This window comes from Halalkalicoccus sp. CG83, assembly GCF_037081715.1.
Lineage (GTDB): Archaea > Halobacteriota > Halobacteria > Halobacteriales > Halalkalicoccaceae > Halalkalicoccus > Halalkalicoccus ordinarius.
This window is the reverse complement of the sequence record NZ_JAZDDH010000001.1, coordinates 2350952-2376697: the sequence shown is the minus strand read 5'-3', so window position 1 is coordinate 2376697 and position 25746 is coordinate 2350952. Positions and strand designations below refer to the sequence as shown.

Genomic DNA, 25746 nt, shown 5'->3' with positions numbered 1-25746 from the left:
CGTCCCATGATAAAACACCTCATTTATGAGTCGGATGAGAGAACACCGACGGATCCGTATCGCCGACGTTGAAACGCCGAACCGGTGGTTCGATTAGAGGTCTCGAGCGATCCTACGATCGTTGAGAAAATCGATCGCCCGCCGTGAAGCTGCATCGCCTGTTCGGCGTTACGTACCGTGACTTCAGTCGCTTTCGTCTTCGCCAGGTCGTCCTGGCGATCCGACCTAGCTCCCGCGGGAACGCGACCGGCGCTGAGGACCCGCTTCGCCGACGAAAACGTTATACGATACGGTTTCACATGTCACGGTATACCAGGCGATCAACGATGAACGTAGACATGACGACCCTCGACTTTCTCGATCGTGCGGTTGACGTCTACGACGACGTGACCGGGGTGATCACACACGACGGGACCGAGTACAGCTACGCCGAGTTCGCGGAGCGCGTCAATCGGGTGTCGAACGCGCTCCTCGACTCAGGGATCGGGAAGGGAGATCGGGTCGCGCTGCTCTCGCCGAACACCCACTACTTCCTCGAGACGCTCTACGGCGCGAACCAGATCGGCGCGACGTTCGTTCCGATGAACTACCTCCTCGTTCCCGAGGACTTCGAGTACATCCTCGGCGACTGTGAGGCGGGGATCGTCATCGCCGACTACGAGTACGCGGAGAACGTCGAGGCGATTCGGGACGCGGTCCCCACGGAGCGCTTCGTCGGCTACCAGGCTGACGAGATCGAGGGCGATTGGACCGACTACGAGGAGTGGATCGCCGACCAGTCGAGCGCTCCGCCCGAACGACCCGAAATCAGCGAGGACGACGACGCCTCGATCAACTACACGTCGGGGACGACCGGCGACCCGAAGGGCGTCGTCCGCACCCACCGAACCGAGCACTGGCACGCCCTCGTGTTGAACCAGCACATGGAGATCCGCGACGACGACACGTATCTCTGGACGCTGCCGATGTTCCACTGTAACGGCTGGGGCCACACCTACGCCATCACCGGAACCGGCGGGACGCACGTCTGTCAGCGCACGTTCGATCCGGAGGGAACGTTCCGCCGGGTACGCGACCACGACGTCTCGTTCATGTGTGGCGCACCGACGGTTCTGAACCGGCTCATCGCCCACCACGAGGAGCACCCGGACGTCGAAACGACCGGCGATCGCGACGTCCGCCTGGCGACGGCCGGCAGCGCGCCGGCGACCAGCACCATCCGAACCATCGAGGACGAGATCGGCTGGCGGATCATTCACATCTACGGGCTGACCGAGACCGCGCCGATCGTCACCACCTCGAACTCCCCGCGGCGGCTGGCCGAACGCGGGCGCGACCTCAAGGTGAACCAGGGCAGCGAGACGCTCTGTACCGACGTACGGGTGGTCGACGAGGACGGCGTCGACGTGCCCCGGGACGGGACGAGCATCGGTGAGATCGTCGTCAAGGGCAACCAGGTGATGGATCGGTACCTGAACAAGCCCGAGGCGACCGAGAAGGCGTTCAACGCGAAGCTACCGGGCTACTTCCACACCGGCGACCTCGCCACCATCGACGAGGACGGCATGGTCTCGATCCAGGACCGCGAGAAGGACATCATCATCTCCGGCGGCGAGAACGTCTCCTCAATCGAGGTCGAGGACGTGCTCTACGACCATCCCGACGTGGCGAAGGCCGCAGTGATCCCGACGCCCAGCGAGGAGTGGGGCGAGGCCGTCACCGCGATCGTCGTCCGGAAGTCGGGCACCGACCTCGCCGGCGAGGACCTCCGGGAGTTCGCGGGCGAACGACTCGCGCGCTACAAGGTCCCGAAGAGCGTCGAGTTCGTCGACGACCTCCCCGAGACCGCCACCGGGAAGGTCCAGAAGTACCAACTCAGGGAGGACTACTGGGAGGGCGAGGAACGCCGCGTCGGAATGGGATGAGCCGCCGAGGCGGTCCGAGCCCAACGACGCCACTCCGACGGATCCGGCTCGGTACGGCCGAGTCCCGGTCGATCACTCCTCCTCGCTTCCGCCCCCTTCGAGGAAGGTCTGGGTGGCGTCCCGACACTCCTCGGAGAGGGACGCTCGCGCGAGCGCCCCGGCGATCCGGTCCTCGTCGCCCGTGCTGGGTTTTCCCGCGAGGGCGTGGCGCTTGGTCAGCCGTATCGACTCCTTCGGGGACCGAACCACATCGTCGACGAACGCGGAGACGGCGTCGGTCAGCTCCGACCGTGGAACGACCCGGTTGACGAGCCCCCACTCGAGTGCCGTCTCCGCGTCGATCGGCTCGCCCGTCAGCGCGAGCTCCATGCTCCGTTTCTTCCCGACCAGTTCGGCCATCCGCTCGACGGCGTACGGCGGATACGCTCCGATACGGGTCTCCGGGAGCGCGAACGTCGCGTCCTCGACCGCGACCGCGAGATCCGACGCCGCCACGATCTCACAGCCGCCGCCGTAGGCGAGCCCGTTGACCGCCGCGATCACCGGAACGGGCAACTCCTCGATGCCGAACAGCACCCGCCGGAGCTCGACCGCGAGTTCGCTCACGTCGTCGGCGCTCTCCATCGCGTCCAGAGTCTCGATGTCGTCGCCGGCGCAGAACGCCTCCTCGGTGCCAGTGATCACCGCCACGCGCGCCTCCTCGCTCGCCCGGTCCAGCTCCCCGTAGAGCTCGCGCCAGCCGTCGAGATGTAACGCGTTCATCTTCGCCGGTCGGTCGAGCCGGATCCAGACCGCCTCCCCGCGGACGCTTCGCTCTATCATACCTGGGAAGGGTGGTCGGCCGACAAAAAGTCTCTCCCGATCGACGTACTCGGGACGGTTCGATGGACGAGGAGAGAGACCGGGAGTCCGAGAGTCGCGAGACGCTCCGTCGTCACTGCAGTCGCTCGATCGTCTCGACCAGCGGGTGGCGGGCGTAGTCGACGACGTCGATGTCGTCGATCGAGGTGAGGCCCTCCTTGCGCGCGGTTCGCTCCATGCCGAGTTCGATCTCCTCGTCGATCACGATCACGTAGGCATCCATCTTCTCGATATCGAGGCTGTGGGCGGCCATGACGCGGTGGTGACCGTCGGCGAGCAGTGTCCGGCCGTCGACGTCGATCACGACCAGCGGTTCGGCGAGTCCGCGCTCGAGCTCGTAGCGCCGTCCCTCGAGTTCGTCGGCGTACACCTTGCCCTGGGTCGGGACGAGGTTCTCGAGGCGGACCTCGTGGTGTTCCTCGCTGACGGTGATGTCGTGGATGCTCTCGAGGGTCCGGACGAGTTTTCCCACCTTCTCGGGGGTCGCACGCTCGATCTGGCTCCGGATCACGTCCGCGTTCGAGATGATTCCCACGAGGTTGCCCGCGTCGTCGACGACGGGCAGCTTCTGGATGCCCGACCGGAGGATCACGCGGGCGGCGTCGATCACCTTCATCTCCGGGTGGGCGACGATCAGATCCGTGCTCATCACCTTGAAAATCGGTTCGCCGTCGTCGGCGAGAAGCAGATCGCGCGCGCTGACGAACCCCTCGACCTTCCGTCCCTCGCAGACGGGAAAGCCGCTGTGTTCGGTGCTCTCGGCGATCCGTTCCGATACCTCGACGACGGTCGCGTCGGGCGAGACGGTCGTCACGTCGCGCGTCATGTACTCGTCGACGCGGGGCTTGCCGTCGGTGACGCCGAGGTTCATACCCCCTCCACGACGGCGGTTCGCAAAAACCCAGCGCTACGGCGTGTCCGCGCGGTCCCACCACTCGTCGAAGTCGTCGGGGAGTCGCACGCGTCCCCGGCGACGAGAGGAGAGCGTCTCGAAGAACCGCTCGTCGATGACCTCACCGACGATGCGGGTCAACAGTTCCTCGTCGTCCTTGGTCTCCTCGCCCAGAAATCCCAGCGGGATCTGTGCGCCGGCCATCGTCGCGTGGCCGCCCGCGCTGCCGATCTGGTCGAACGCCTCGCGGAGCGTCTCGCCGATGTCGAGGTCGGTCCCCCGGGCGCGCGCCGAGAGGTAGACCGTGGCGTCGCGAAAGCCGTAGACCAGCGTCGCGTCGACCTCCTCCATGCCGAGGAGCCGATCCGCCGCCTGCGCGAGCGCGTCGCGGTCGCGCACCCTGCCGATGCAGGTCGTACAGACCCGATCACGGATCCGTCCGTTGCGGATCGCCTCCGCGAGCGTATCCAGGGTCTCGGAGCTGATCGTCGGCCGTTCGACCTGGTCGAGGACGCCGTTGTCGGCCAGCGGAACGAGCTCGGCCGCGGCCTCGAAGTCAAGCTGAACGAGCCCCCGCGAGAAGTCGTCGGTGTCGGTTCGGATGCCGAACAGCAGCGCGGTCGCCGTCGTCTCGTCGATGGGGACGTCGAGACGTCTGAAGTACTCGACCAGCATCGTGCTCGTCGAACCGACGTCGCTCCTGACGTCGACGTGGCGGCCCTCGACCGGCCCCGGCGAGGGGTGGTGGTCGATCACGACGTCGACCCTCGTCTCCTCCGGCAGTTGGTCGTTGACGCCCGGAAGCGAGTGATCGACCAGCGCGACGGCGTCGAACTCCTCTATCTCCGTTGGATCGTCGAGTTCGCGCAGGTCGAGGTCGAGCAGGTTCACCAGCGCTCGGTTCTCCTGGTGGGAGATGGCGCCGAAGTAGCACGCCTCAGCCTCGGTGCCAACCGCCTCGGCGAGCGTCGCGAGCGCGACCCCGCTCGCGATCGCGTCCGGGTCCGGATTGTCGTGGAGTACCACGCCCAGCGTCCCGTCGACGTCCGAGAGCAGCGTCCGCAGGCGCTGGGCCCGGCGGGCGGATCGCCCGAGGACGGTCTCGTCGACGTGTGCCCTGAGCGTCGACCCCTGTTCGACGACCGTGTCGGCGTGCTCCTCGATGCGAGCGAGTTCGTCGTCGGTCGGTTCCCTGCCGCCGTAGGCGACGATCGGGACGTCCCCGAACACCTCGCGCGCCGCCCGAGCGATGTCGGCGTTTCGCGACGGCGAGTCGGTGCCGACGAACACGCTCGCGACCGGTTCGTCGATCTCCCGGAGCACGTCGGGGTCCGCGGGGTCGGCGGCCGTGACCGCGACGCCTCGACGAGGGAACTCGCGTTGCTCGGGATCGGCCGTCACGACGTGGAGTCGTCGCTCCCCACGCTCCATGGCGAGTTCGACGAGCGCGTGCCCGACGGTGCCGGCGCCGCATCCCAGAAGCAACCGAGAGGGCATGTATCACGCGATACCTCTCGCGAACGGTAAAGCCTATCGTCAGGAGGACGGGACGGCGTGGCGATCGATTCGGATCTCCGATCCGACCTGCTCGCCTTCGCTACGCTCAGGCGAGCAGCGAGGCGGCGGCGGTCTGTGCGGCGTCGACCACCGGGAAGAACCCCGGCAGCAGCGCGACGGTCACGATCGCGGCGGTGAGGATCCCCACGTACAGTCCGAGGGGCTGGTCCGCCATCTCGAACTCGGTCACCGGGTCCTCGATCCAGATCGCTCGCACCAGCCGCGAGTAGTAGAACAGCGAGAGCGCGCTGGTGAGCGCGCCGACGGCGGCGAGCCACCAGAAGCCCGCACCCACGGCGGCGCTGAAGAGCACGTACTTCGTGAGGAAGCCGCCGCCGATCGGCAGGCCGGCCAGGCTGAACATGAACACGGTCACCGCGACGCACGCGACGGGTGCCCGTCGCCAGAGGCCGTTGTAGTCCTCGAAGGTCCGGCCGACGCCCCAGTGTTCGGCGAGCGCGATGAACAGGAACGCCCCGGTGTTCATGAAGCCGTAGACGAACAGGTGCATCATCGCCGCGCCGAGCACCAGCGAGTCCTGCCCGCCGCCGAGCGCCGCGAGCCCGATCAGCACGTAGCCCGCGTGGCCGACCGACGAGTAGGCCAGCATCCGCTTGACGTTCTCCTGCATCGCGGCCGCGAAGTTGCCGAGGATCATCGTCAGGACGGCGAGCACCTGGAAGATCAGCACCCAGTCGATCCCGAGCGCCGCCATCGCGTCGAGCGGGAACGCCTCGATGAACACGCGAAAGGCGACGACGAAGCCCGCCGCCTTCGACGCCGAGGAGATGAACGCGCTGACGGGCGTGGGAGCGCCCTCGTAGGCCTCGGGTGCCCAGAAGTGGAACGGCACGCTCGCGGTCTTGTAGGCGAAGCCGCCGACGAGCATCAGCACGCCGAAGCCGAGGACGCCGACGTTCTCGGTCTCGGAGACGCCAGCCGCGACGGCGTCGAGCTGCATCGAACCCGTCGTGGCGTAGACGAGGCTGATCCCGTAGACGAAGATCGCCGACGAGAGCGCGCCGATCAGGAAGTACTTCAGCCCGGCCTCGACGCTGCCGCGGTTTCGCTTGAGGAACGCGACCAGCGCGAACGACGAGAGGCTCGAGAGTTCGAGGCTGATGAAGACGGTGATGAGGCTGTTCGCGTGGGCCATGAGCACCATCCCCGTCGCGGCGAGCACCACTAGCGAGTAGAACTCGCCCTGGTGGGGCTGGCCGATGAGGTAGTCGTAGCTCGAGACGATCACCATCGCGGTGACGCTCGTGACGATGAGCGTGAAGAAGAGGCTCGTCCCGTCGACGACGAGCTGGTCGCCGAGCAGCGCGAGCCCGTCGGGTTGGCCGACGCCCGCGAGCAGGAACCAGCCCGCCACGGTCAGCGAGACGAGCACGCCGACCAGCGAGAGCCCGGCGAGCACGGTGCTGTCGTCACTGTCGGGGTCGATACTGTCGACGAGGAACAGTACCATCGACAGGACCGCCAGCACGACGGCCGGCGCGAGCGCGATCCAGGTGGAGGCCTCGGTGACCATCAGGCCCCACCTCCCAGTTCGACGACCGGATCAACTGCGTCCTGGATCATGGTGAAGAAGACGTCGGGGTCGACGCCGAGGACGATGATCAGCCCGATCAGCACGAACAGCGGCGCCACGTCGTGCAGCGGCGCACGTCCCACGTCGTAGTCGGTGTCGAGCCTGTACGGGCCGAACAGCGTCCGCTGCATCGCAAAGAGCAGGTAGCCCGCGACGATCACGATGCCGAACATCGCGATCGCGGTGAAGACGGGCGCCCCGGGGAGCACGGTCGACTGGAACGCCCCCAGGAAGATCAGGAACTCGCCGGCGAAGCCGGCCATCAGCGGCAGTCCCATGTAGCCGAACGCCGCGGCGACGAGGATGCCGACGGTGATCGGCATCCGATCGGCGATCCCGGAGATGTCGCCCACCATTCGGGTGTGGGTCGCGTTGTAGATCACGCCGACGGCCATGAACATCAGCCCCGAGATCAGGCCGTGGGCGACCATCTGGAACGTCGCGCCGCCGATCCCGTAGACGGTGAACGCCACCAGTCCGAGGATGACGTAGCCCATCGAGGAGATCGAGGAGTAGGCGACGATCCGTTTGAGGTCCTGCTGGGCCAGCGCGAGCAGCGCGCCGTAGATGACGCTCACGACGCCGAAGGCCGCGATCGGCACCGCGAGCGTGATCGCGACGTCGTAGAGCATCGTGAAGTTGAATCTCAGGAGCGCGTACGTCCCCATCTTCAGCAGGACGCCGGCCAGCAGCACCGACACCGGCGTCGGCGCCTCGACGTGGGCGTCGGGCAGCCAGGTGTGGACGGGGAAGATCGGCACCTTCACCGCGAAGCCGAAGAAGATCGCGATAAAGGAGAACAGCGCCAGCGTCTCGGCACCGACCGCGCCCAGCCCGCTCAGTTCGCCGGCGTGGAGCGCCTGTGTGATCTCGGCCATGCCGAAGCTCGAGACCGAGTCGCCGAGCCCGAACAGCAGCGCGACGAAGCCGATGAACATCACCAGGCTGCCGACCTGGCTGTAGACGAAGAACTTGATCGCGGCGTACTTCCGTCGGGGACCGCCCCAGACGCCGATCAGCAGGTACATCGGGATCAGGACGGCCTCCCAGAAGACGAACCAGACGAAGAAGTCGAGCGCGGTGAAGACGCCGAGCAGGCCCGTCTCGAGGAAGAGGATCAGGCCGTAGAACTGCGAGACCCGCTCCTCGATCGGCGTCCACGCGCTCAGGATCGCGAGCGGGACGAGCACGGTCGTGAGCAACAGGAGCGGAAGGCTCACGCCGTCGAGTCCGACGTGCCAGTTGATCGCGTAGGGTTCGAGCGCGATCCACTGGAACTGCGACTCGAAGGCGACGTTGCCTCCGAGCAGGGCGTTGCCGCTGCCGTCGAACCCGCTCCACAGCCAGAGCCCGCCCGCGAGCGGGAGCAGGCTGAGGACGAACGCGACCTGCGGTGCGTACGCCTCGGGCGTGATGAAGACGACCAGTGCTGCGACGAGCGTTACCGCCATGAGTGTCTCGATCAACATTCAGAACCACCCTCCGTAGATGCCGAAGCCGATCAGCAACACGACCAGCGAGGTCGCGATCAACGCGGCGTAGTTGGTGACGACGCCGGTCTGGAGCCGTCGGAGCCGGTCGCTTCCGGTCAGGCTCACGCTGCTCGTGCCGTTGACGACGCCGTCGACCACGCTCTGGTCGAACGTGTCCGCGCCACGGGCGACGCGTCGGGTCAGGCCCTCGGCGAGCCAGACCTGGTACTCGTCCTGGTAGTAGTTGCTCGCGAGCACCGTCTTCGCGGCGCCGAGGCGATCGGTGTGTCGTTCCGGCGCGGGACCGCGATACAGCGCCACCGCCGTACCAACGCCCGCGAGCGCGAAGAGGAACGTGACCGCGCCGGCGATGAGCGGGCTCAGCTCCGCGTGGTGGACGTCACCGAACTCCTCGGCGAGCTCCGTGTACGTCGAGTAGCTGAGCGCCTCGGGGCCGCTGTCGAGCCACTTGGTGAGGTAGGTGATGTCCGCGCCCGTCAGCTCCGCGACCGGCACCATGTTGACGAAGCCCGCGACGACCGCCAGGATGCCAAGCACGACCAGCGGGAGCTTCGTGTTCCACCGGAGCGCGACCGGGTGTTCCGCGTGGTCGCTACGGGGCTCTCCGTGGAACGTCAACAGCACCATCCGGAACGTGTAGAAGCCGGTGAAGAACACCGCCAGCAGCCCCATCGCGTAGGCGGCGAGCATGATCGGGTCGTCGAGCCCGACGATCAGCGCGTCGTAGACGATCTCGTCCTTGCTCCAGAAACCCGAGAACGGGAAGATGCCCGCGAGCGCGAGCGAGCCCGCGAGGAACGTGTAGTAGGTGACGGGCATCTCGTCCTTCAGCCCGCCCATCTTCCACATGTCCTGCTCGTGGTGCATGCCGATGATGACCGCGCCCGCTCCGAGGAACAGCAGCGCCTTGAAGAAGGCGTGGGTCATCAGGTGGAAGGTCGCCGCGACGTAGCCGGCGACGCCCAACCCGAGCATCATATAGCCGTACTGGGAGATCGTCGAGTACGCGAGCACCTGCTTGATGTCGTCCTTGACGACGCCCATCGTCGCCGCGAACAGCGCCGTGAAGGCGCCGGTGAAGGCGATGATGCTGAGCGCCGTCGGGCTGAGCGCGTAGAAGCCGAACATCCGCGCGACGAGGAAGACGCCGGCGGCGACCATCGTCGCCGCGTGGATCAGCGCCGAGACCGGCGTGGGACCCTCCATCGCGTCGGGCAGCCAGGTGTGAAGCGGGAACTGTGCGGACTTACCCATCACGCCGCCAAGGACCAACAGGCCGAGCACCGTTACCCAGGTCTGGGCGTCGTAGCCGAACAGCGTCTCGCCGCCCTCGACCGCCTCGAGGGCGAGCTGCGGGAACGAGCCATCACCGGCGAACTGCGCGGTGCCGAACGTCGCGAGGATCCCCACGACGCCGATCAGGAAGAAGTAGTCGCCGAAGCGGGTGACGAGAAACGCCTTCTTCGCGCCGCTCGGGGGCGCCTCCTCGCGGAACCAGAAGCCGATCAGCAGCCACGAACAGAGCCCGACGAGCTCGAAGAACATGAACGCCATCAGCAGGTTGTTCGCGAGGACGAACCCGAGCATGCTGAACGTGAAGAGACCGAGCCCGGCGTAGTAGCGCGGCAGGCCGGTCTCGCCCTCGTCGTTCATGTAACCCAGGCTGAAGACGTGGACCAGCATCGCGATCAGCGAGACGATCACGAGCATCATCGACGACAGCGGGTCGATCAGGATGCCGAACGTGAGCGAGATAGTCTCCTCGCCGACGCCGGTGACCCACGTGTAGATCGTCCGGTCGTAGAACTCGCCGCCCGCGACGGCCAGCATCGCCCACAGCGAGAGCAGGAGCGAGCCGCCAGTCGCGATGACGCCGACGTAGCCGCCTCGCTTCGGCAGGTAGCGGCCTGCCGCGAGGGCGATGACGAACGACGCGAGCGGGAACAGTGCGATCAACGGTGCGTAGTCGAAGACTCCTACCATCTTACCACCTCATCGTCGCCGCCTCGGTCACGTCGACGTCGCGGAAGTCGCGGTACAGTACCAGGATGATGCCGATCCCGATCGCGACCTCCGCGGCGGCGAGCGCCATCACGAACAGCGCGAACGTCTGGCCCGTGACGTTGCCCCACTGCAGCGAGAAGGCGACGAAGTTGACGTTCGCTGCGTTGAGCATGAGTTCGACGCTGATCAGGAACATCAGCGCGTTTCGGCGCGTGAGCACGCCGAACAGGCCGATACAGAACATGCCGGCCGAGAGCACCAGATACCACTGGACGGGAACGAGCATCTGGGTCGGCATCGGAGCGACCATTCAGTCGTCACCTCCCTCGAACTGCCCGCGCTCGGGGACGAGCTCGTCGGGGCTGTCGTCGACGTCGCGCCGTGCCAGCATCACCGCGCCGTCGAGCGCCGCATCGAGCACGATCGCGATCATGAAGAACGCGACGATGAACCCCTCGGCGGGCACCTCGCCGGCGTCGATGTTGAACAGCGCGTAGCCGATGTTGGCGGTGACGTTCGTCCCCGCCGGGAACCCCGTTGGCGCGGGGAACGACGAGGTCAGGAAGACGAACGTGAACAGGGCGAAGAGCGCGACCGCGGCGAGCCCCGGCAGCAGGTGGCCGCCGATCCGCAGCTTCGGTCGCGTCGTCACGACGATCTCGCCTCCTCGGGTTCGGACTCGCGCTGTCCGCGGGTTCCGGGCTGTGCTGCGTCGGTCTCGTCGTGCGTGAGCATCACGGCGAACGTGATCAGGATCAACACCCCGCCCACGTAGACGAGGATCTGCATCGCCGCGAGGAACTCCGCCTGCAGCGTGACGTAGTGGATCGCGACGCTGAGCAGCGACACCCCAAGCAACAACGCCGCGTGCCACACGTCCTTGACGAGAACGACGCCGAGGCTGCTCGCGAGCGTCACCCCAGCGAACAGCGCGAACGCGATCGTCTCATAGAGTACCATCTAGTTTCACCTCTCTCTTGCACACCCTTTGAAGATTTCGAGACGGGTGCGGATCTCTACTGGTAGTCGACCTCGCCCTCGCCCTCGCCGATCCACGCACCGCGATCGGGCTCGCGGGACTCGAGGGGGTCGATGTCCTTGTACCACGGGACGTTCCCGAGCTGTTCCTTGTTGTAGACGAGGTCCTCCTTCGTATCGCCCGTGAACTCGAAGCTCTGGGTCAGCAGGATCGCGTCGACGGGGCAGACCTCCTCGCACAGCCGGCAGTAGATGCACTGGCCGATGTGGAGGTTGTACTGCTCGCCGTTTCGCTGCTCGTCCATCACGATCTGGATCGTGTCGTTCGGACAGACGTTCTCGCACTGGCGACACCAGATGCAGCGCTCCTGACTGAACTTGTGGACGCCCCTGAACCGGGGGCTGACCTCGGGCGCGACGTCGGGATACTCGACGGTGAACGTGTTGCCGTCGAGCGCGTGTTTCATCGTCGTTGCCATCGATTTGAGCATTCCGATCATGTTATGCGATCAGCACCCCCACGATGATGGCCGTGAGCACCAGGTTGGCGAAGGAGAGCACGAGCATCCCCTTCCAACCGATCTCGATCAGCTGGTCGATTCTGACCCGCGGTATCGCCGAGCGGGCCCACTGCGTGAACAGGAACACCGCCCAGATCTTGATGATGAACCAGACGATGCCCGGCAGGACGGGGCCGGCGGGTCCGCCGAGGAACAGCGTCGCGACGATCGCCCCACCGAGGAAGATGTGCAGGAACTCCCCGAGGTAGATCAGCACGAAGTAGACCGAGGAGTACTCGGTCTGGTAGCCCGCGATGATCTCGGTGGGCGCCTCGGGCGTGTCGAAGGGGTTACGTCCCACTTCGGCCATGTTCGCCGTCAGGAACAGCACGAACGCGAACGGGTTGATGAAGGCGTACCACGAGGGGATGCCCACGCCCGCGACGGTCGCGAGCGGCTCGGCCTGTGCGGCGACGATCTCGCTCATCTGGAGCGTGCCGGCGAAGATCACCACCGACGCGCCGGTGACGATCAGCGGGATCTCGTAGGCGATGTTCTGGGCGACCGAGCGCAGCCCGCCGAGCATCGAGTACTTGTTGTTCGACGAGTAGCCACACATCAACAGCCCGATGCTGGCGATCGATGCGACGGCGAAGACGAACACCAGCCCCGCCTCGGGATCGGCGAGGTGGATCCCGCTTCCCATCGGGATCACCGCGAAGCCGAGCATCGCCGAGGCGGCGACGACGATCGGCGCGAGGTCGTAGGCCGGTCGATCGGCCCCCTCGGGGATGATGAGCTCCTTGCTCAGCAGCCGGACGGCGTCGGCGACGATGATCAGCAGGCCGAACGGGCCGACGCGGTTGACCGCGATCCGGTCGGTGAACGCCGCGGTGATCTTTCGTTTGGCCCACGGACCCGCAACGCCGGTCATCGCCAGCATCAGGTTGCCGACGAAGAACGCGGCGATGAACGCGGCGATGAACTCGCCGACGATGCCGAACTGGCCGAGCCCGGTGAGCTCGGCGACTCGATCGGGCAGGAGCACCTCGCTCTGGTTCGGGCTCTGAAGCGGCGCGAGCGGGAGACCGACCATCTATCGATCGACCTCCCCGAGGATGATGTCGAGGCTGCCCAGCGCCGCGATCATGTCGGCGAGGTACTCGCCCTCGGCCATCTCTCCGAGCGCGTGGAGGTTGTGGAAGCAGGGGCTGCGGATCTTGAACCGCGCCGGCGAGTCGGTCCCGTCCGAGCGCATGTAGATCCCCAGTTCGCCCTTCGCGCCCTCGACCGCGCGGTAGATCTCGGCGTCGGGATCCGGACGCAGCGTCCGGGGGACGTTCGCCTGGATCTCGCGTTCGTCCTCGGGCCAGTCCTCGAGCAGGTCGATACACTGCTCGATGATCCGCGCCGACTGCTCGACCTCCTGCATGCGCACCATGAACCGCGAGAAGTTGTCGCCGCCGTCCTCGGTGATGACGTCCCAGTCGAGCTCCTCGTAGTAGCCGTAGGGGTCGTCGCGGCGCACGTCGTAGTCGATCCCCGATCCGCGGGCGACCGGGCCGGTCACGCCGTACTGCTTGGCGACCTCCGGATCGAGGATCCCCGTGCCGATCGTCCGGGTCTGGAAGATCTCGTTCGAGGAGACCAGGTCGTGGTACTCCTGGACCGCCACCGGCAGCTCCTCCAGGAAGTCCCGCACCTTCTCGAAGAACTCCTCTCGCGGTTCGGGGAGGTCCCAGACGACGCCGCCGACCCGGAAGTAGTTGAGCATCATCCGCTGGCCGGTGAGGTCCTCGAGGATGTTCTGGACCTTCTCGCGGTCGCGCATCGCGTACATGAACGTCGCGGTGAAGTCGCCGTAGATGTCGAGCGCGAACGTTCCGACGGCGAGGAAGTGCCCCATCATCCGGCCGAACTCGCACGACATCGTCCGGAGGATCTTCGCGTACTCCGGCACCTCGACGTCCGCGAGGTCCTCGATCACGCGGGCGTAGGCGTACTCGTTGGTGGGCTGTGAGGAGTAGTCCCAGCGGTCGGGATACGGCATGATCTGGTGGCGATACGTTCCCTGCTGGGCCATCTGCTCCTCACACCGGTGGAGGTAGCCGATGTCGGGCTCGACGTCGACGACCTGCTCGCCGTCGAGCACCGTCTTCAGGTGGAGCACGCCGTGGGTCGCCGGGTGGTGTGGACCGATGTTCAGGAACATCGTGTCCGACTCGGCGTCGTGGTAGTCGTCGGCGATCGGGTTCTGGTGCTCCGCGAGCGTGACGATCTGCGGGCGGTCCTGGTCGTAGTCGCGCGAGAGGGGGTGACCCTGCCAGGTCTCGGGCAGGAGGATCCGACGCATGTCGGGGTGGCCCTCGTACCGGATGCCAACCAGGTCGTAGGCCTCGCGTTCGTGCCAGTCGGCGGTACGGTAGACCGGTTCTGCGGTCTGGCTGACGGGGTTGTCGCGGGGCGTGGGGACGACGACGCCGACCTCCTGGGTACGGTCCTCGTACTTCGTCAGGTAGTAGATCGACTCGTAGCGGTCCTCGTACTCCTGGGGGACGAGCAACGAGAGGTGGTCGAAGCCCGCCTCGTCGCGCAGCGCGAAGAGGACGTCCTGGACCTCGTCGGGGCGGATGACGAACGCCTCGGTGCCGCTGTGGGTCTCACGACCGAGGACGTGTTCGCCGAGTAGCTCCTCGATCGCGTCGTAGTCGACGGTGCCTTCCGCGACGTAGCTGTCCGGTTGTCGTGGTTCTTCGAGACTCATGGTGAATCGGCCCAGTTGTACCGCATGACGAGGTCGTCCTCGTCGATTCGGTCGGCGAGCTTCTCGATCAGCTCGTCCTGCTGGAGGTCGCCGAACTGTTCGAGTTCGTAGGGTTTGACCACGACCGGCGAGGACTCGCCGTTCGCGATCCGCTCCTGGAGCTTGACGACGCCGTAGACCAGCGCCTCGGGGCGCGGCGGGCAGCCCGGCACGTGGATGTCGACCGGGATGACCTCCTCGGCGCCCTTGATCACGTTGTAGCCGCCCTGGAACGGGCCGCCCGAGATGGCGCACGAGCCCATGTTGATGACGAACTTGGGCTCGGGCATCTGGTCGTAGACGCGCTTCATTCGGGGGGCGAACTTCGAGACGATCGTCCCCGGGATGATGATGACGTCGGCCTGTCGGGGCGAGGCCCTCGGGACGCCGGAGCCGAAGCGGTCCAGGTCGTGTTTGACCGCGTAGGTGTGCATCATCTCGAGGCTACAGCAGGCGATGCCGAACTGCAGCATGAACATCGAGGAGCCCCGCACCCAGTTCATGAACTTGTCGAACTTGGTGAGGATGAACGGCGAGGAGCCGAACGCCTCGCGCAGCCGCGAGTTGAATCGGTCGTCGGTGGCGCCCATGCGCGCCTCTCTGGTCTTGGTCTGCGGATCGGTGCTGCCGGTGATCGCGTCCCGTGGTGTGTTGCTCATTGTAGTCGGCTCCGTTTGTCCGCATCCGGTGTCTTGACCCACTCTACCACGCCGCTACGCCACGCCCAGATGAGCGCGACGACGAGAACGGCGATGAACACCAGCATCGGTCCGAGCGCGTGGAGCAGGCCGACCCGCTCCACGGCGTCGCTGTAGATGACCGTCCAGGGGAAGATCAGGAGGGTCTCGATGTCGAAGACGAGAAACAGCAACGCGACCATGTAGTACTGTATGTTGAACCGAATTCGGGTCGTTCCGGTCGGAACCTCGCCGCTCTCGTAGATGCTGCTTTTGCTCAGTTCGGGAACCGACGGTCGAAGCAGCGCCGATACCGCCATCATGCCGAGCGGAATCAGCACCCCCACCAACGCCAGCGCCCCGACTGCTATCCAGGTACTCATTTACGATGTCTCCGTAACGTTCGAGGCTTTGAATCCCACCACTATAAGCGCGTTCATTGCTGCGATCTCGTACCCGTCCATGGCAAGCCTTACCGGTCGGATCGCTCCCGGAAGGCAGGGGTTCCCGACTCGTGAAGCTCGCGCGAGACCGCCGCGACGTCCTCCTGGAGATCGCGGTGGTACTCGAGCAGTCTATCGCGCAGCTCCTCGTGCTCGCGAGCGACGATCTGGACCGCCGACAGCGCGGCGTTGAACGACTTGCCGGCGTCGACCGCCACGAGCGGCGCGCCCGTCGGCATCCCGATCACGGAGTCGACCGACTTTTCCTGGACCGGGACGCCGATGGTCGGAACGGGGTAGGCGAGCGAGGCGGTCATGTTCGGCAGGTCCGCCGACTTGCCGCCCGCGCCGGCGATGATCACGTCGAGGCCCCGATCGGAGGCGGTGCTCGCGTAGGCGTCCATCAGCTTCGGGGTGCGATGGGCCGAGACGACGTACGTCTCGAAGGTGAAGCGCGCCGCTGGCGGATCGTCGTAGTCGGTCAGCTCCTCGAACCCCAGTTCGACCAGCGCCTCGTAGGCGCCGAACATCGTCTCGAGGTCCGAGTCGCTGCCCATCACGATCCCCACCTCGGGACGCTCTTCGGGTTCGCGCTCGCGCTTTGCCTCCCGTTCGAGATCCTCGATCAGTCCGCGGACGCCCTCGGTCGTCATGCTTCGAACTCGACGTACCGTCGGTATGTACGTGCCGACTCGAGTAGCTCGTCGAGCGAGTCGTTCTCCTCGCCGAGCACGGTGAAGTGGCCCATCTTCCGCAACGGACGCACCTCGCGTTTGCCGTACCAGTGGAGGTGGACGGACGGCTCGGCCAGCAGCTGTTCGCCGCCCGACAGGCGCGCCTCGCGGGCCCGCTGCTCGTCGCCGAGGAGGTTCTTGCTCACGACGGGATCGCGAAGCGCCGTCGAACCAAGCGGTAGTCCCAGCACGGCCCGAACGTGCTGTTCGAACTGCGAGCTGTCGGCGCCCTCGATCGTCCAGTGACCCGAGTTGTGCGGACGCGGGGCGATCTCGTTGACGAGGATCTCCCCGTCCCACTCGAACAGCTCGATCCCGTAGGTCCCGCGGCCGTCCATCAGCGAGAGCACGTCACGGGCGACCGACTGTGCCCGCTCGCGGATCGCCTCGTCGGTACGGGCCGGAACCACGGTCTCGCGGAGGATCTCCTCCTCGTGGACGTTCTCGCCGACGACGTACGTCGCGATCTCTCCTTCTCCTTTGACGCCGATCACCGACAGCTCGCGGTCGAACTCGATCATCTCCTCGACCATCGCCTCGCCGCCGATCTCCTCGAGGGTCGCCTCGGCGTCGGCGGGGTCGTCGATCGGGGCGTTCCCTCGACCGTCGTAGCCGCCCCGGCGCGCCTTCACCATCGCCTCGCCGCCGAGTTCCGAGAGCGCGTCGCGCAGGTCCTCGGCGTCCGAGACGGCCCGGAACTCGGGGACGGCGATCCCCGCGTCCACGAGCGCCCGCTTCTGGACGAGCTTGTCCTGGATCGTCCGCAGCGTGTCGGGCGAGGGTTCGACGGGAACGTCGCGTTCCTCGCCGGCCGACTCGAGCACGTCGGGGTCCGCGAGCTCGATCTCGAAGGTCAGCGCGTCAGACCGTTTCACGAGCTCACGGATCGCCTCCGGGTCGTCGAAGTCGGCAACGATCTGGTCGCGCGCGACCGGCGCGGCGGGACAGTCGGGGGTCGGATCGAGGACGAGCAGCTCGACGCCGAGCGGGGCGGCCGCCTCGGCCATCATCCGGCCGAGTTGGCCGCCGCCGACCACTCCCAGCGTCGGTCCCGGTGAGGACAGTGTGTACATGCGCGAGGCTCCGCGCGCGCTCGCTAAAAAGCCCACCGTTCCGTCCGCTCAGCCGAGCACGTTCGCGCTCCAGCGTGCGAGCGGGTCGCCGGTCTCGCGCATCCGTTCGAGCAGCCGCCCTTCGAGGTCCGTCCGGACGTCCTCGTACGCGGGGTGGTCGATCAGGTTGTTCAGTTCGGCGGGGTCGGCCTCGAGGTCGTAGAGCTCGTTGCGGTCTGGACCGTTGTGGACGTACTTGTAGCGTTCCGCCCGGAGCATCCGCTGGGAGTAGAGGCCGAACTCGTCGCCGTGGTACTGCGCGAAGTGTGCGTCGGGCCAGTCCTCGGGGACGTCCCCGGAGAGCAGCGGCCGGATCGACCGGCCATCGACGTCGGGGATCTCCGCTTCGGCCAGATCGACGAACGTCGGCATCAGGTCGTGCAGCGAGACGAACTCTTCACAAACGGAGCTGGCCTCGACGACGTCCGGCCAGCGTACCTGCAACGGGATCCGGTAGGTGTCCTCGTACATCAGCGGCCCCTTGTTGAACTGACGGTGGGCTCCCGTGAAGTCGCCGTGATCCGAGCCGTGGATCACCATCGCGTCGTCGAGCCCCTCCTCCTCGAGGGCGTCGAGGATCCGGCCGGCCTGGTCGTCGATCAGCGTGGTGAACCCCCAGTACTTCGCGATCGCTTCGGTCCACGTCTCCCAGTCGAGCGCGTCGGCCCCGCGGTAACGGAGGTACTGCTCGTGGACGGCCGGTTTGCCCTCGAACGTCTCCGCGTAGCTCTCGGGGCGTTCGATCTCGTCGGGGTCGTACATCGAGGCGTACGGCTCGGGAACGACGTAGGGGTGGTGTGGTCCGTAGAGGTCCGCCCGGAGGAAGAACGGCTCCTCGAACCCGCTTCGCAGGCGTTCGATCGCCTGCTGTGCGATGTAGTACGGGCGCGTGGCCTCGACCGGCACCGGGTCGGTAGCGGCGACGAGCGTCGGCCGCTCGCCGCCCGTGTAGATCCGATCCTCGAGGTTCCCCTCGTCCACGTCGACACCGAGTTCCTCCCGGTGGGCCTCGAAGTCGCCCGCCAGGTCGGCGTCGTGGTGACGATCGGCCCCGCCGCGGTACTCGAAGCCGAAGTCCTCGGGCCCCTGATCGCGCCCGACGTGCCACTTGCCGACGTAGGCGTTCGTGTAGCCCGCCTCCGAGAGCAACTCCCCGAACGTCGGCAGCTCCGTCGGGAGGTTCGGCTGGATCGCGTCGGACTCGTGGGAGTTGTTCAGCATCCCGTGGTTGTGGGGGTAGAGCCCCGTGAGCAGCGACGCCCGCGCGCTCGAGCAGATACTGATCGGGGTGTACGCCCGCGTGAATCGCATTCCCTCCTCGCTCAACCGATCCAGGTTGGGGGTCTCGACGGGGGAGCCGGGGAGGGTGAGGTCGTAGCGCTCCTGGTCGGTCAGCAGGAAGAGAACGTTTGGACGATCGCTCATAGGTAGCCCAGATCGCGAAGCCGGCCTTTGGTGGCGTCGGTCATCTCTACCTCGCCGCCGCCGTCGGCGTGCTCGAAGGAGTCGACCCAGGCGTCGAGGCGGTCGTCGAACTCCTCGACCAGCGCCGGCTCGTCATCCGCGAGGTCGACCGTCTCCTGGGGGTCGCGCTTGACGTCGTAGAGCTCCTGGAGCCCGTCGGAGGCGCGGAGATACTTGTAGTCGTCCGTCCGGATCGCCCGCAGCGAGCGGTCGTACTCGTAGACGGCCTCGGGGATCTCGCCGAAACGCTCCTCGAGCTGTTCCATCGAGGGCTGAGGGGCGACGTACTCGGCGAACACCGCCTCGCGGGGCTCGTCGCGCTCGAGCAACGACCGCCCCTGTGCCTGCTCGCGGGCCGCCGGCGCGTCGAGGTCGGCGACGTCGAGCAGCGTCGGGAACAGGTCGAGCAGTTGAACGAGTTCGTCCTCGCCCGCGGCGGGGTCGAACCCCTCGCCGTGGACGATCAGCGGGACGTGCAACAGCGTGTCGTAGACGTTGTACTGGTGTCCGAAGAAGCCGTGATCGCCGATGTTTTCGCCGTGATCACCACAGACCACGAGCACGGTGTCCTCCCACTCGCCGGCCTCGATCAACGCCTCGCGCAGCGAGGCGATCTGCGAGTCGAGGTAGGCGAGCTCTCCCCGATAGAGTCCGCGCAGCAGCGAGAACTCCGTCTCGGTGAGGTCGTACTCGTCGACGTCGTAGGCGCGTGGCTGCTGTCTGATCTCGCGTGCGGTCTCGTAGCTGCCCTCGGGGAGGAACCGTTCTGCGACCTCACGGGGCGGGCTGTACTCGACGTGGGGCTCGATGTAGTTCGCGAAGCAGAAGAAGGGGCGATCCCCCTCGCGCTCGCCGAGCCAGTCGGCGAGCATGCTCGTCGCTCGCTCGGCACCGTCGTCGTCCGTTCCACGGATGAACTGGTCGTAGAAGGCGTTCACGCCGTTCACCAGTGGGTTCCCGTCGAGCAGCCGCGAGAGGAAGGCGTCGACCTTTCCGCTCGAGTGTTTGATCCGGGTGAGCTCTCCCAGGTCGGTGCCCGACTGGATGAACTGCCAGGTCCGATAGAACGACTCGAACCCGCGCGCGAACCCGAACTCCTCGGTGAGCCACGTGTTGCTCGACACTCCCACCGTCTCGTAACCCGCTGCCGAGAACGCCTCCGCGAGCGTCGTCCACTCCTCCTCGAGGTACGTATGGTCGCCGTGGGCACCGTGCCTCGACGAGTACGTGCCCGTAAAGAGCGAGGCGTGCGACGGCAGCGTCCACGGGGCACTCGTGAACGCCCGTTCGTAGGCGACCCCCTCATCCGCGAGCTCCGCGAGCGTCGGCGTCAGGGAGGGATCCGCCGGGACGGTGTCCGTCGCTCGAGCCGTGTCCATGACGACCACTGCAATGTTCGGTTGATCCATCATATCTTCTCCATCGTCGAACGTGGAGTCGTCATCTACTGGGGTACTGCATGATAAATACGGAAGGCCTGCGTGCGCGTCCTCTTCACATCCATATCACCGTTTCCGGCGGGTGTAGAGGAAGATTCAATCCCAAATCACTTGATACAAATATAGATCGGTAGATGAAAACCGGCGATCATCATATAAATCCCACGGTATGGCAGGCAGAAGTTCGACCCGGAGGAGCGTCCTACTCAGAACGGAAGAAGTCATGAATCCCGTGCCAGACGACGTCCTCCTTCCCTGTCACTGGCTCCGTAAGGAGTTCAGCGCCGACAGAATGGAGTTCAGACGGGACGACGACCGGTTCACCATCTCCGCGGTACGAAGCGAGGGATGTCCGCCGCGTTCCGATCCGTCCTCGAGCCATGGGTGGGAGCTTCGCTGTCGCCAGCGCGCCGGCGAGGCGAGCAGCGCCGTTACCATCGGGTACGTAACTACAAGGGAGGTCGCACTCGATACCGTACTGAAGCATATGGAACGCATCAACGAGACGATCGAAGGTGAGGTCGGCCTCTCATCGGGCGCGATGGTCGACCTGCTCGCCGGGAGGACCACGATCGACGATCTCGACGACCGAACGCGGACGACGAAGCGCATCGCCGAAGAACTCAGTCCATGACGAACCCGGGATCGGCGGCGCTCAGCGACCGCGTTACCGACGCGTTCTCGGATCGCGACCTCGTCGTCGTCTCGAACCGCCAGCCGTACGCCCACGACTACGACGACGGCGAGATCACCGTCTCCCGTCCCGCCGGCGGGCTGACTGCCGGTCTCGATCCGGTGATGCAGCGCGCGGAGGGGACGTGGATCGCCTGGGGCGACGGCGACGCCGACTTCGAGGTCGCCGACGAGGAGGGACGAGTGCGCGTCCCGCCGGACGATCCCTCCTACACCCTCTCGCGGGTCCGCCTCTCCGAGGAGGACGTCGAGGGCTACTACTACGGCTACAGCAACCGCGCGCTCTGGCCGCTCTGTCACGGCATGATCGGTACCGCACGCTGTGACGGTCGCGACTTCGAACACTACCGGCAGGTCAACCGTCGGTTCGCCGACGCCGTGGTCGATCGGATCGACGATGACGACGACGCCCTGATCTGGTTTCAGGACTACCACTTCGGACTCGCTCCACGGATGGTCCGCGGCGACGTCGGTGGCGCGGTGTTGACGCAGTTCTGGCACATCCCGTGGCCGACGTGGGACACCTTTCGCGTCTGTCCGTCCGCCGAGACGATCGTCGCGAGCCTGCTCGCGAACGACCTGCTGGTCTTTCACACCCCGGAGTACGTCGGGAACTTCCTCGACTGCGTCGAGGCGGCGGTCCCCGAGGCGACGGTCGATCGTTCGAACGGTGCGGTCGCCTACGACGACCACACCACCACCGTCGTGGCGTTCCCGCTCGGGGTCGACGCCGGTCGAATCACCGATCTGGCCGAACGCGACGCCTGGCCGGATCTCGAACGGCGCCACCGACTCGAGGACCGGACCATCGCACTCGGCGTCGATCGGTTGGACTACACCAAGGGGATCCCCGAGCGAATCGATGCGCTCGAACGGTTCTTCGAGGACCACCCCGAACGGCGCGGCGATCTCACCTACGTTCAGAAGGGGACGGGGAGCCGTGAGGAGATCGAGGCCTACCAACACCTGCAGGACCGGGTCGACCGCTCGATCGAGCGAGTCAACGACCGGTTCGGAACCGACGACTGGCGGCCGATCATCCGCGTCCAGGAACACCTCCCGAAGGAGGAGCTGTACGCGCTGTACAGACATAGCGACCTCGCGCTGGTCACGCCGCTTCGCGACGGGATGAACCTCGTCGCCAAGGAGTTCGTCGCGGCCCAACTCGACAGCGAGGGCGTCCTGTTGTTGAGCGAGTTCGCGGGCGCCCACGAGGAACTCGGTGACGACGCGGTGACGATCAACCCCTACGACACCCAGGGGGTCGCCGACGCCATCGACCGAGCGCTGGCGCTCCCCGAGGAGGAGCGACGCGAACGCATGACGACCCTTCGTGAACGGGTGAACTCGTACGACCTGGTGGCCTGGATGGACGACGTGCTCTCGGCGGCGCTGGACTGTGAGGGGAACCGCGACGAAATCGTCTCCGAACATGCCTGAGACCGCCGCACTCCCCCGGTTTGACGACCACCGAGACGAGATCCACGAGCGGATCGCGAACGCGCCGGGACTCGTCCTCTGTGTGGACTTCGACGGTACGCTCGCGCCGATCGAGACCGATCCCGACGCCCCCGAGATCACGCCCGAGAACCGGCGGATGCTCGAGGCGTTGCGAGAGCACGATCGCGTCCGCGTCGCCGTCGTTAGCGGACGTGCGCTCGACGACGTCCGCGAGCGCGTCGGCATCGATGGACTCGCCTACGCGGGCAACCACGGTCTCGAACTCCACCGGAACGGTTCGACGACGGTCCACCCGGTCGCCGTCAAACGACGCCGGCGGCTCCGGCGAATCGTCGAGCACCTCGAGGACCGCCTCGCACGGATCGAGGGGGCCGCGATCGAGGACAAGGGGGCCACCGTGACCGTTCACTTCCGCGAGACGCCCGACGAGCGGGTCGAGGAGGTCGTCGAGGCGGTCGAGGAGAGCGTCGAACGCTTCGGCGACGGCGGAATCCGATGTACCGACGGCAAGCAGATCCTCGAGCTCCGTCCGGCGGTCCGCTGGCACAAGGGAATGGCCGTCTCGCTGATCGCGGCGTCCCAGCCCGACGACTGGTTGCCGATCTACATCGGCGACGACACCACCGACGAGTCGGCGTTCCGCGCGGTGCTGCCCGAGGGGATCGCCATTCACGTCGGCACCGGCGAGACGGACGCCAGCTACCAGATTCCGACCCAGTCGGGCGTCGCAGAAGCGCTCGGCGCGCTCGGCGAGTGGCTCGACGACCCGACTACGCGCCCCATCACTTCTACAGATCCATGAGTCGCTATCCACGTGAAGCACGCAGCGCACGAATCAAGTGTATCGACTGCAACGCCCCAGTGACCCGTACGACCGACGGGCAGTACGTCTGCGTCGAGTGCGGCGGATCGCCGCTCGAACGGCGTACCGATGCGCCGCCGACCGACTGATCGATCGCCCTACTCCTCGTCCTCGTTCTCGTTCTCGATCCCGAGCACGTCGCTGAGCTCCTCGGTTAGCTCCTCGCGACTGAGGTTGGCCTGGATGTCCCGTTCCTTCGCGAGCGACTGTAGCTCGCGGTAGGAGAGGTCCGCGAGCTCGTCGGCGGTCTCGGGAACGTCGTCGTCCTCTTCATCTTCCTCGTCCGTGTCCTCGGTCTCGTCTTCCTCACCCTCCGCCTCCTCGTCCTCATCTCCTTCGTCTTCCTCCTCTTCGTCGCCTTCTCCTTCGCCTTCCTCGTCCTCCTCTTCGTCGCCTCCCTCGTCCTCATCTCCTTCGTCTTCCTCTTCATCCTCTTCATCTTCCTCGTCCGTGTCCTCGGTCTCGTCTTCCTCGTCCTCATCTCCTTCGTCTTCCTCGTCCGTGTCCTCGGTCTCGTCTTCCTCGTCCTCATCTCCTTCGTCTTCCTCCGCGGCCTCGTCTCCTTCCGACCCCTCGTCACCGTCTCCTTCCTCGGCGTCCTCTTCGGTCTCCTCGTCCGCTTCCGACTCGTCGCCATCGTCGCTGCTGAGTCCCTCCTTGATGGCATCCCCGATGCCGATCTGGCTGCCGAGCGAGTCACCGTCGTCCTCGTCGTCTTCGCCGTCGCTCTCGTTACCGTCTCCTTCCTCGGACTCCTCGGCGTCCTGCTCCTCTTCCGACTCGTCCGCTTCCTCGGTTTCCTCGTCTTCCTCGTCGCTCTCCGAGTCCACGGACTCGCTCTCCTCGGCTTCTTCCGCTTGTTCATCGTCCGTCTCGTCTTCACTCTCACCCTCATCGCCGAGTGTACCACTCACAGCGTCTGCGACGAGATCGCCGGAGAGCTGGTCCTTGCCGATGGATTTGAGGTCCTCCTTGAGTGACGCCCGAGCGTCCGGGTTCACGAACAGCTCCCTGAACGCGTCTCCGATCGCCCCTTTAACGTCCTCGATTAGCTCGTCGATCGAGGGGCGCTCGGAGATCGCTCGTGCGATGACCTCCCCGAGTTCTCGGCCGAGTGCCGCCCCGAACTCGCGACCGAGAACCGCGGCGATCTCCTTGATCGCCACGTTGACGTCCTCTCGTTCGGCCAGCTCGCCGAGATCGGCTTCTTCGAGTAGATCACCGATGTCGATGGCTTCGAGCAGCGTCCCGGTATCGATGGCCTCGATGATCGACTCGTTACTCATGATCGCCACCTCGTCGATAGAGCGCTCCTTATGATCATCCTTTTACGTCCTCATTCTTCGTCTTCGTCGTCCTCGTTACCGTTCTCGTCCTCGCCTTCCTCCTCGTCGTCTTCATCCTCTTCGTCGCCTTCGTCCTCCTCGTCTTCATCGTCCTCCGGTTCGTCGTCGTCTCCATCTTCATCCTCTTCGGACTCCTCGTCTTCCTCCGTCTCCTCGCGTTCGTCTTCGTCCTCGGTCCCCTCTTCCTCGTCTACGTCGCTTTCGCCCTCGCCTTCGTCTTCGTCTTCGTCCCCGGTCTCCTCTTCCTCGCCTTCGTCTTCTTCGTCCTCGTCTCCTTCCTCCTCGATAGTCAGCGAGACCGCTTCGTCGTCGCCTTCAATGGTCATCTCGTCTTCGGCACTGCCGCCCTCGGCGTCGGCTTCGATGGTGTAGTCACCGCTTTGGAGCTGGAGGGTCACCTCGCCATCCTCGTCGGTTTCGTCGGTTTCACCGCCCCCGATCAGACTTCCCAGGAGGCCACTGTCCTCGTCTTCGACGGTAACGGTCGCATTCTCAACGGGATCGCCGTCTTCGTTCTCGACCGATACCGTCAGCTCGTGTGTTTCCTCTTCCTCGTCCTCTTTGCTCCCTCCGCGGAGCCGTTCCGTGACCATCCGCCCGACCAGTTCGCCGATCTGCCTGCCGATGATCGCACCGATCGCGCGGCCGATCGCCTCGCCGAGGTTCTTGTCGTCCTCGTCGACGGCGTCTTCCAATTTCGTGCCTTCGAGTAGTTCCTCCGTGTCGACGCTCTCGAGCATCGAGCTACCGGTATCGTCGTCGCCGTTGTTGGTTTCACTCATGGGTGTCAGAGCCTCCCTTCAGTAGTCGCGTACGGCCGTGGTTCATCCCGCTTCGTACAGTACGTTCTCGACCCTCGCCGCCGGATCGATCGGTCCGTCGTACCGTCGGTTCGATCGATGATCGAG

At 65.9% G+C, this 25746-nt stretch carries 26 protein-coding genes; 5 read left to right on the top strand and 21 right to left on the bottom strand.

Annotated features, from left to right (window positions below; translation table 11 throughout):
* Window positions 1–23 precede the first annotated feature (23 nt).
* Window positions 24–299 carry an acyl-CoA dehydrogenase family protein gene (locus V0Z78_RS12345; protein ID WP_336344937.1) on the bottom strand — a complete coding sequence of 92 codons (276 nt, stop codon included), beginning with the start codon at window positions 297–299 and terminating at the stop codon, window positions 24–26.
* Between the two features lie 27 nt (window positions 300–326).
* On the opposite strand from V0Z78_RS12345, the gene V0Z78_RS12340 reads away from it, so the two are divergent.
* Window positions 327–1925 carry a long-chain-fatty-acid--CoA ligase gene (locus tag V0Z78_RS12340; protein WP_336344936.1) on the top strand — a complete coding sequence of 533 codons (1599 nt, stop codon included), beginning with the start codon at window positions 327–329 and terminating at the stop codon, window positions 1923–1925.
* A 72-nt stretch (window positions 1926–1997) separates the two neighbouring features.
* Here V0Z78_RS12340 and V0Z78_RS12335 read toward each other — a convergent pair whose 3' ends face one another.
* The 18 genes from V0Z78_RS12335 to V0Z78_RS12250 form a co-directional block, all read right to left on the bottom strand.
* Window positions 1998–2747 carry an enoyl-CoA hydratase/isomerase family protein gene (locus V0Z78_RS12335; protein ID WP_336344935.1) on the bottom strand — a complete coding sequence of 250 codons (750 nt, stop codon included), beginning with the start codon at window positions 2745–2747 and terminating at the stop codon, window positions 1998–2000.
* A gap of 112 nt (window positions 2748–2859) precedes the next feature.
* A complete protein-coding gene (locus V0Z78_RS12330) occupies window positions 2860–3657 on the bottom strand; it encodes a CBS pair associated ParBc domain-containing protein (protein WP_336344934.1) in 798 nt (265 codons plus the stop codon).
* A gap of 36 nt (window positions 3658–3693) precedes the next feature.
* Window positions 3694–5175, bottom strand: coding sequence for a DHH family phosphoesterase (locus V0Z78_RS12325; RefSeq protein WP_336344933.1), 1482 nt, complete (start codon window positions 5173–5175; stop codon window positions 3694–3696).
* Between the two features lie 106 nt (window positions 5176–5281).
* Window positions 5282–6769: an NADH-quinone oxidoreductase subunit N gene (locus V0Z78_RS12320; RefSeq protein WP_336344932.1), complete on the bottom strand. Its 1488-nt coding sequence runs from the start codon at window positions 6767–6769 to the stop codon at window positions 5282–5284.
* The gene (locus V0Z78_RS12315) at window positions 6769–8298 is read right to left on the bottom strand and encodes a complex I subunit 4 family protein (RefSeq protein ID WP_336344931.1); all 1530 of its coding nucleotides are present in this window, start codon (window positions 8296–8298) and stop codon (window positions 6769–6771) included. The genes V0Z78_RS12320 and V0Z78_RS12315 overlap by 1 nt, the downstream gene beginning before the upstream one ends.
* Entirely contained in the window at window positions 8299–10305 is a 2007-nt protein-coding gene (gene nuoL, locus V0Z78_RS12310; protein ID WP_336344930.1) for an NADH-quinone oxidoreductase subunit L, read from the bottom strand.
* Between the two features lies 1 nt (window position 10306).
* Entirely contained in the window at window positions 10307–10612 is a 306-nt protein-coding gene (gene nuoK, locus V0Z78_RS12305) for an NADH-quinone oxidoreductase subunit NuoK (RefSeq protein WP_409338739.1), read from the bottom strand.
* Window positions 10613–10636: 24 nt separating this feature from the next.
* Window positions 10637–10978 carry a proton-conducting membrane transporter gene (locus tag V0Z78_RS12300; protein WP_336344928.1) on the bottom strand — a complete coding sequence of 114 codons (342 nt, stop codon included), beginning with the start codon at window positions 10976–10978 and terminating at the stop codon, window positions 10637–10639.
* Window positions 10975–11286, bottom strand: coding sequence for an NADH-quinone oxidoreductase subunit J (locus V0Z78_RS12295; protein WP_336344927.1), 312 nt, complete (start codon window positions 11284–11286; stop codon window positions 10975–10977). Before V0Z78_RS12295 ends, V0Z78_RS12300 begins: the two co-directional genes overlap by 4 nt.
* A 56-nt stretch (window positions 11287–11342) precedes the next feature.
* A complete protein-coding gene (locus V0Z78_RS12290) occupies window positions 11343–11804 on the bottom strand; it encodes a NuoI/complex I 23 kDa subunit family protein (RefSeq protein WP_336344926.1) in 462 nt (153 codons plus the stop codon).
* Window position 11805: 1 nt separating this feature from the next.
* Window positions 11806–12900, bottom strand: a complete 1095-nt coding sequence (locus V0Z78_RS12285) for a complex I subunit 1/NuoH family protein (RefSeq protein ID WP_336344925.1) — start codon at window positions 12898–12900, stop codon at window positions 11806–11808.
* Window positions 12901–14568, bottom strand: coding sequence for an NADH-quinone oxidoreductase subunit D (locus tag V0Z78_RS12280; RefSeq protein WP_336344924.1), 1668 nt, complete (start codon window positions 14566–14568; stop codon window positions 12901–12903).
* Window positions 14565–15266 (bottom strand): NADH-quinone oxidoreductase subunit B, encoded by a 702-nt coding sequence (locus V0Z78_RS12275; protein WP_336344923.1) that lies wholly within the window; start codon window positions 15264–15266, stop codon window positions 14565–14567. The genes V0Z78_RS12280 and V0Z78_RS12275 overlap by 4 nt, the downstream gene beginning before the upstream one ends.
* Window positions 15263–15667: an NADH-quinone oxidoreductase subunit A gene (locus V0Z78_RS12270; RefSeq protein WP_336344922.1), complete on the bottom strand. Its 405-nt coding sequence runs from the start codon at window positions 15665–15667 to the stop codon at window positions 15263–15265. The genes V0Z78_RS12275 and V0Z78_RS12270 overlap by 4 nt, the downstream gene beginning before the upstream one ends.
* A gap of 89 nt (window positions 15668–15756) precedes the next feature.
* On the bottom strand, window positions 15757–16380 hold the full coding sequence (gene purE, locus V0Z78_RS12265; protein WP_336344921.1) for a 5-(carboxyamino)imidazole ribonucleotide mutase: 624 nt from the start codon (window positions 16378–16380) through the stop codon (window positions 15757–15759).
* A complete protein-coding gene (locus V0Z78_RS12260) occupies window positions 16377–17534 on the bottom strand; it encodes a 5-(carboxyamino)imidazole ribonucleotide synthase (RefSeq protein WP_336344920.1) in 1158 nt (385 codons plus the stop codon). Before V0Z78_RS12260 ends, purE begins: the two co-directional genes overlap by 4 nt.
* Window positions 17535–17582: 48 nt before the next feature.
* Window positions 17583–18998, bottom strand: coding sequence for a sulfatase-like hydrolase/transferase (locus tag V0Z78_RS12255; RefSeq protein WP_336344919.1), 1416 nt, complete (start codon window positions 18996–18998; stop codon window positions 17583–17585).
* Complete coding sequence (locus V0Z78_RS12250; protein WP_336344918.1) at window positions 18995–20446, bottom strand: sulfatase; 1452 nt, start codon at window positions 20444–20446, stop codon at window positions 18995–18997. The genes V0Z78_RS12255 and V0Z78_RS12250 overlap by 4 nt, the downstream gene beginning before the upstream one ends.
* 253 nt (window positions 20447–20699) lie before the next feature.
* Here V0Z78_RS12250 and V0Z78_RS12245 point away from each other — a divergent pair, with 253 nt between their 5' ends.
* The 4 genes from V0Z78_RS12245 to V0Z78_RS12230 are packed head-to-tail and all read left to right on the top strand — an operon-like array spanning window position 20700 to window position 23581.
* The gene (locus V0Z78_RS12245; RefSeq protein ID WP_336344917.1) at window positions 20700–21110 is read left to right on the top strand and encodes a hypothetical protein; all 411 of its coding nucleotides are present in this window, start codon (window positions 20700–20702) and stop codon (window positions 21108–21110) included.
* Window positions 21107–22609 (top strand): alpha,alpha-trehalose-phosphate synthase (UDP-forming), encoded by a 1503-nt coding sequence (locus V0Z78_RS12240; RefSeq protein WP_336344916.1) that lies wholly within the window; start codon window positions 21107–21109, stop codon window positions 22607–22609. The genes V0Z78_RS12245 and V0Z78_RS12240 overlap by 4 nt, the downstream gene beginning before the upstream one ends.
* The gene (gene otsB, locus V0Z78_RS12235; RefSeq protein WP_336344915.1) at window positions 22602–23432 is read left to right on the top strand and encodes a trehalose-phosphatase; all 831 of its coding nucleotides are present in this window, start codon (window positions 22602–22604) and stop codon (window positions 23430–23432) included. Before V0Z78_RS12240 ends, otsB begins: the two co-directional genes overlap by 8 nt.
* Window positions 23429–23581: a hypothetical protein gene (locus V0Z78_RS12230; RefSeq protein ID WP_336344914.1), complete on the top strand. Its 153-nt coding sequence runs from the start codon at window positions 23429–23431 to the stop codon at window positions 23579–23581. Before otsB ends, V0Z78_RS12230 begins: the two co-directional genes overlap by 4 nt.
* 9 nt (window positions 23582–23590) lie before the next feature.
* On the opposite strand, the gene V0Z78_RS12225 is transcribed toward V0Z78_RS12230, so the two are convergent.
* Window positions 23591–24778, bottom strand: a complete 1188-nt coding sequence (locus V0Z78_RS12225; RefSeq protein WP_336344913.1) for a hypothetical protein — start codon at window positions 24776–24778, stop codon at window positions 23591–23593.
* A 50-nt stretch (window positions 24779–24828) separates the two neighbouring features.
* The gene (locus tag V0Z78_RS12220) at window positions 24829–25620 is read right to left on the bottom strand and encodes a carboxypeptidase-like regulatory domain-containing protein (protein ID WP_336344912.1); all 792 of its coding nucleotides are present in this window, start codon (window positions 25618–25620) and stop codon (window positions 24829–24831) included.
* Between the last annotated feature and the right edge of the window lie 126 nt (window positions 25621–25746).

Coding starts and splice junctions, on each gene's coding strand:
- V0Z78_RS12335 (WP_336344935.1), bottom strand. CDS start 2,747: ATGATAGAGCGAAGCGTCCGCGGGGAGGCGGTCTGGATCCGGCTCGAC.
- V0Z78_RS12275 (WP_336344923.1), bottom strand. CDS start 15,266: ATGAGCAACACACCACGGGACGCGATCACCGGCAGCACCGATCCGCAG.
- V0Z78_RS12330 (WP_336344934.1), bottom strand. CDS start 3,657: ATGAACCTCGGCGTCACCGACGGCAAGCCCCGCGTCGACGAGTACATG.
- V0Z78_RS12250 (WP_336344918.1), bottom strand. CDS start 20,446: ATGGATCAACCGAACATTGCAGTGGTCGTCATGGACACGGCTCGAGCG.
- V0Z78_RS12270 (WP_336344922.1), bottom strand. CDS start 15,667: ATGAGTACCTGGATAGCAGTCGGGGCGCTGGCGTTGGTGGGGGTGCTG.
- V0Z78_RS12320 (WP_336344932.1), bottom strand. CDS start 6,769: ATGGTCACCGAGGCCTCCACCTGGATCGCGCTCGCGCCGGCCGTCGTG.
- V0Z78_RS12290 (WP_336344926.1), bottom strand. CDS start 11,804: ATGATCGGAATGCTCAAATCGATGGCAACGACGATGAAACACGCGCTC.
- V0Z78_RS12315 (WP_336344931.1), bottom strand. CDS start 8,298: ATGTTGATCGAGACACTCATGGCGGTAACGCTCGTCGCAGCACTGGTC.
- purE (WP_336344921.1), bottom strand. CDS start 16,380: ATGACGACCGAGGGCGTCCGCGGACTGATCGAGGATCTCGAACGGGAG.
- otsB (WP_336344915.1), top strand. CDS start 22,602: ATGCCTGAGACCGCCGCACTCCCCCGGTTTGACGACCACCGAGACGAG.
- V0Z78_RS12240 (WP_336344916.1), top strand. CDS start 21,107: ATGACGAACCCGGGATCGGCGGCGCTCAGCGACCGCGTTACCGACGCG.
- V0Z78_RS12220 (WP_336344912.1), bottom strand. CDS start 25,620: ATGAGTGAAACCAACAACGGCGACGACGATACCGGTAGCTCGATGCTC.
- V0Z78_RS12295 (WP_336344927.1), bottom strand. CDS start 11,286: ATGGTACTCTATGAGACGATCGCGTTCGCGCTGTTCGCTGGGGTGACG.
- V0Z78_RS12245 (WP_336344917.1), top strand. CDS start 20,700: ATGAATCCCGTGCCAGACGACGTCCTCCTTCCCTGTCACTGGCTCCGT.
- V0Z78_RS12230 (WP_336344914.1), top strand. CDS start 23,429: ATGAGTCGCTATCCACGTGAAGCACGCAGCGCACGAATCAAGTGTATC.
- V0Z78_RS12325 (WP_336344933.1), bottom strand. CDS start 5,175: ATGCCCTCTCGGTTGCTTCTGGGATGCGGCGCCGGCACCGTCGGGCAC.
- V0Z78_RS12255 (WP_336344919.1), bottom strand. CDS start 18,998: ATGAGCGATCGTCCAAACGTTCTCTTCCTGCTGACCGACCAGGAGCGC.
- V0Z78_RS12285 (WP_336344925.1), bottom strand. CDS start 12,900: ATGGTCGGTCTCCCGCTCGCGCCGCTTCAGAGCCCGAACCAGAGCGAG.
- nuoL (WP_336344930.1), bottom strand. CDS start 10,305: ATGGTAGGAGTCTTCGACTACGCACCGTTGATCGCACTGTTCCCGCTC.
- V0Z78_RS12340 (WP_336344936.1), top strand. CDS start 327: ATGAACGTAGACATGACGACCCTCGACTTTCTCGATCGTGCGGTTGAC.
- nuoK (WP_409338739.1), bottom strand. CDS start 10,612: ATGCTCGTTCCCGTCCAGTGGTATCTGGTGCTCTCGGCCGGCATGTTC.
- V0Z78_RS12225 (WP_336344913.1), bottom strand. CDS start 24,778: ATGAGTAACGAGTCGATCATCGAGGCCATCGATACCGGGACGCTGCTC.
- V0Z78_RS12260 (WP_336344920.1), bottom strand. CDS start 17,534: ATGTACACACTGTCCTCACCGGGACCGACGCTGGGAGTGGTCGGCGGC.
- V0Z78_RS12280 (WP_336344924.1), bottom strand. CDS start 14,568: ATGAGTCTCGAAGAACCACGACAACCGGACAGCTACGTCGCGGAAGGC.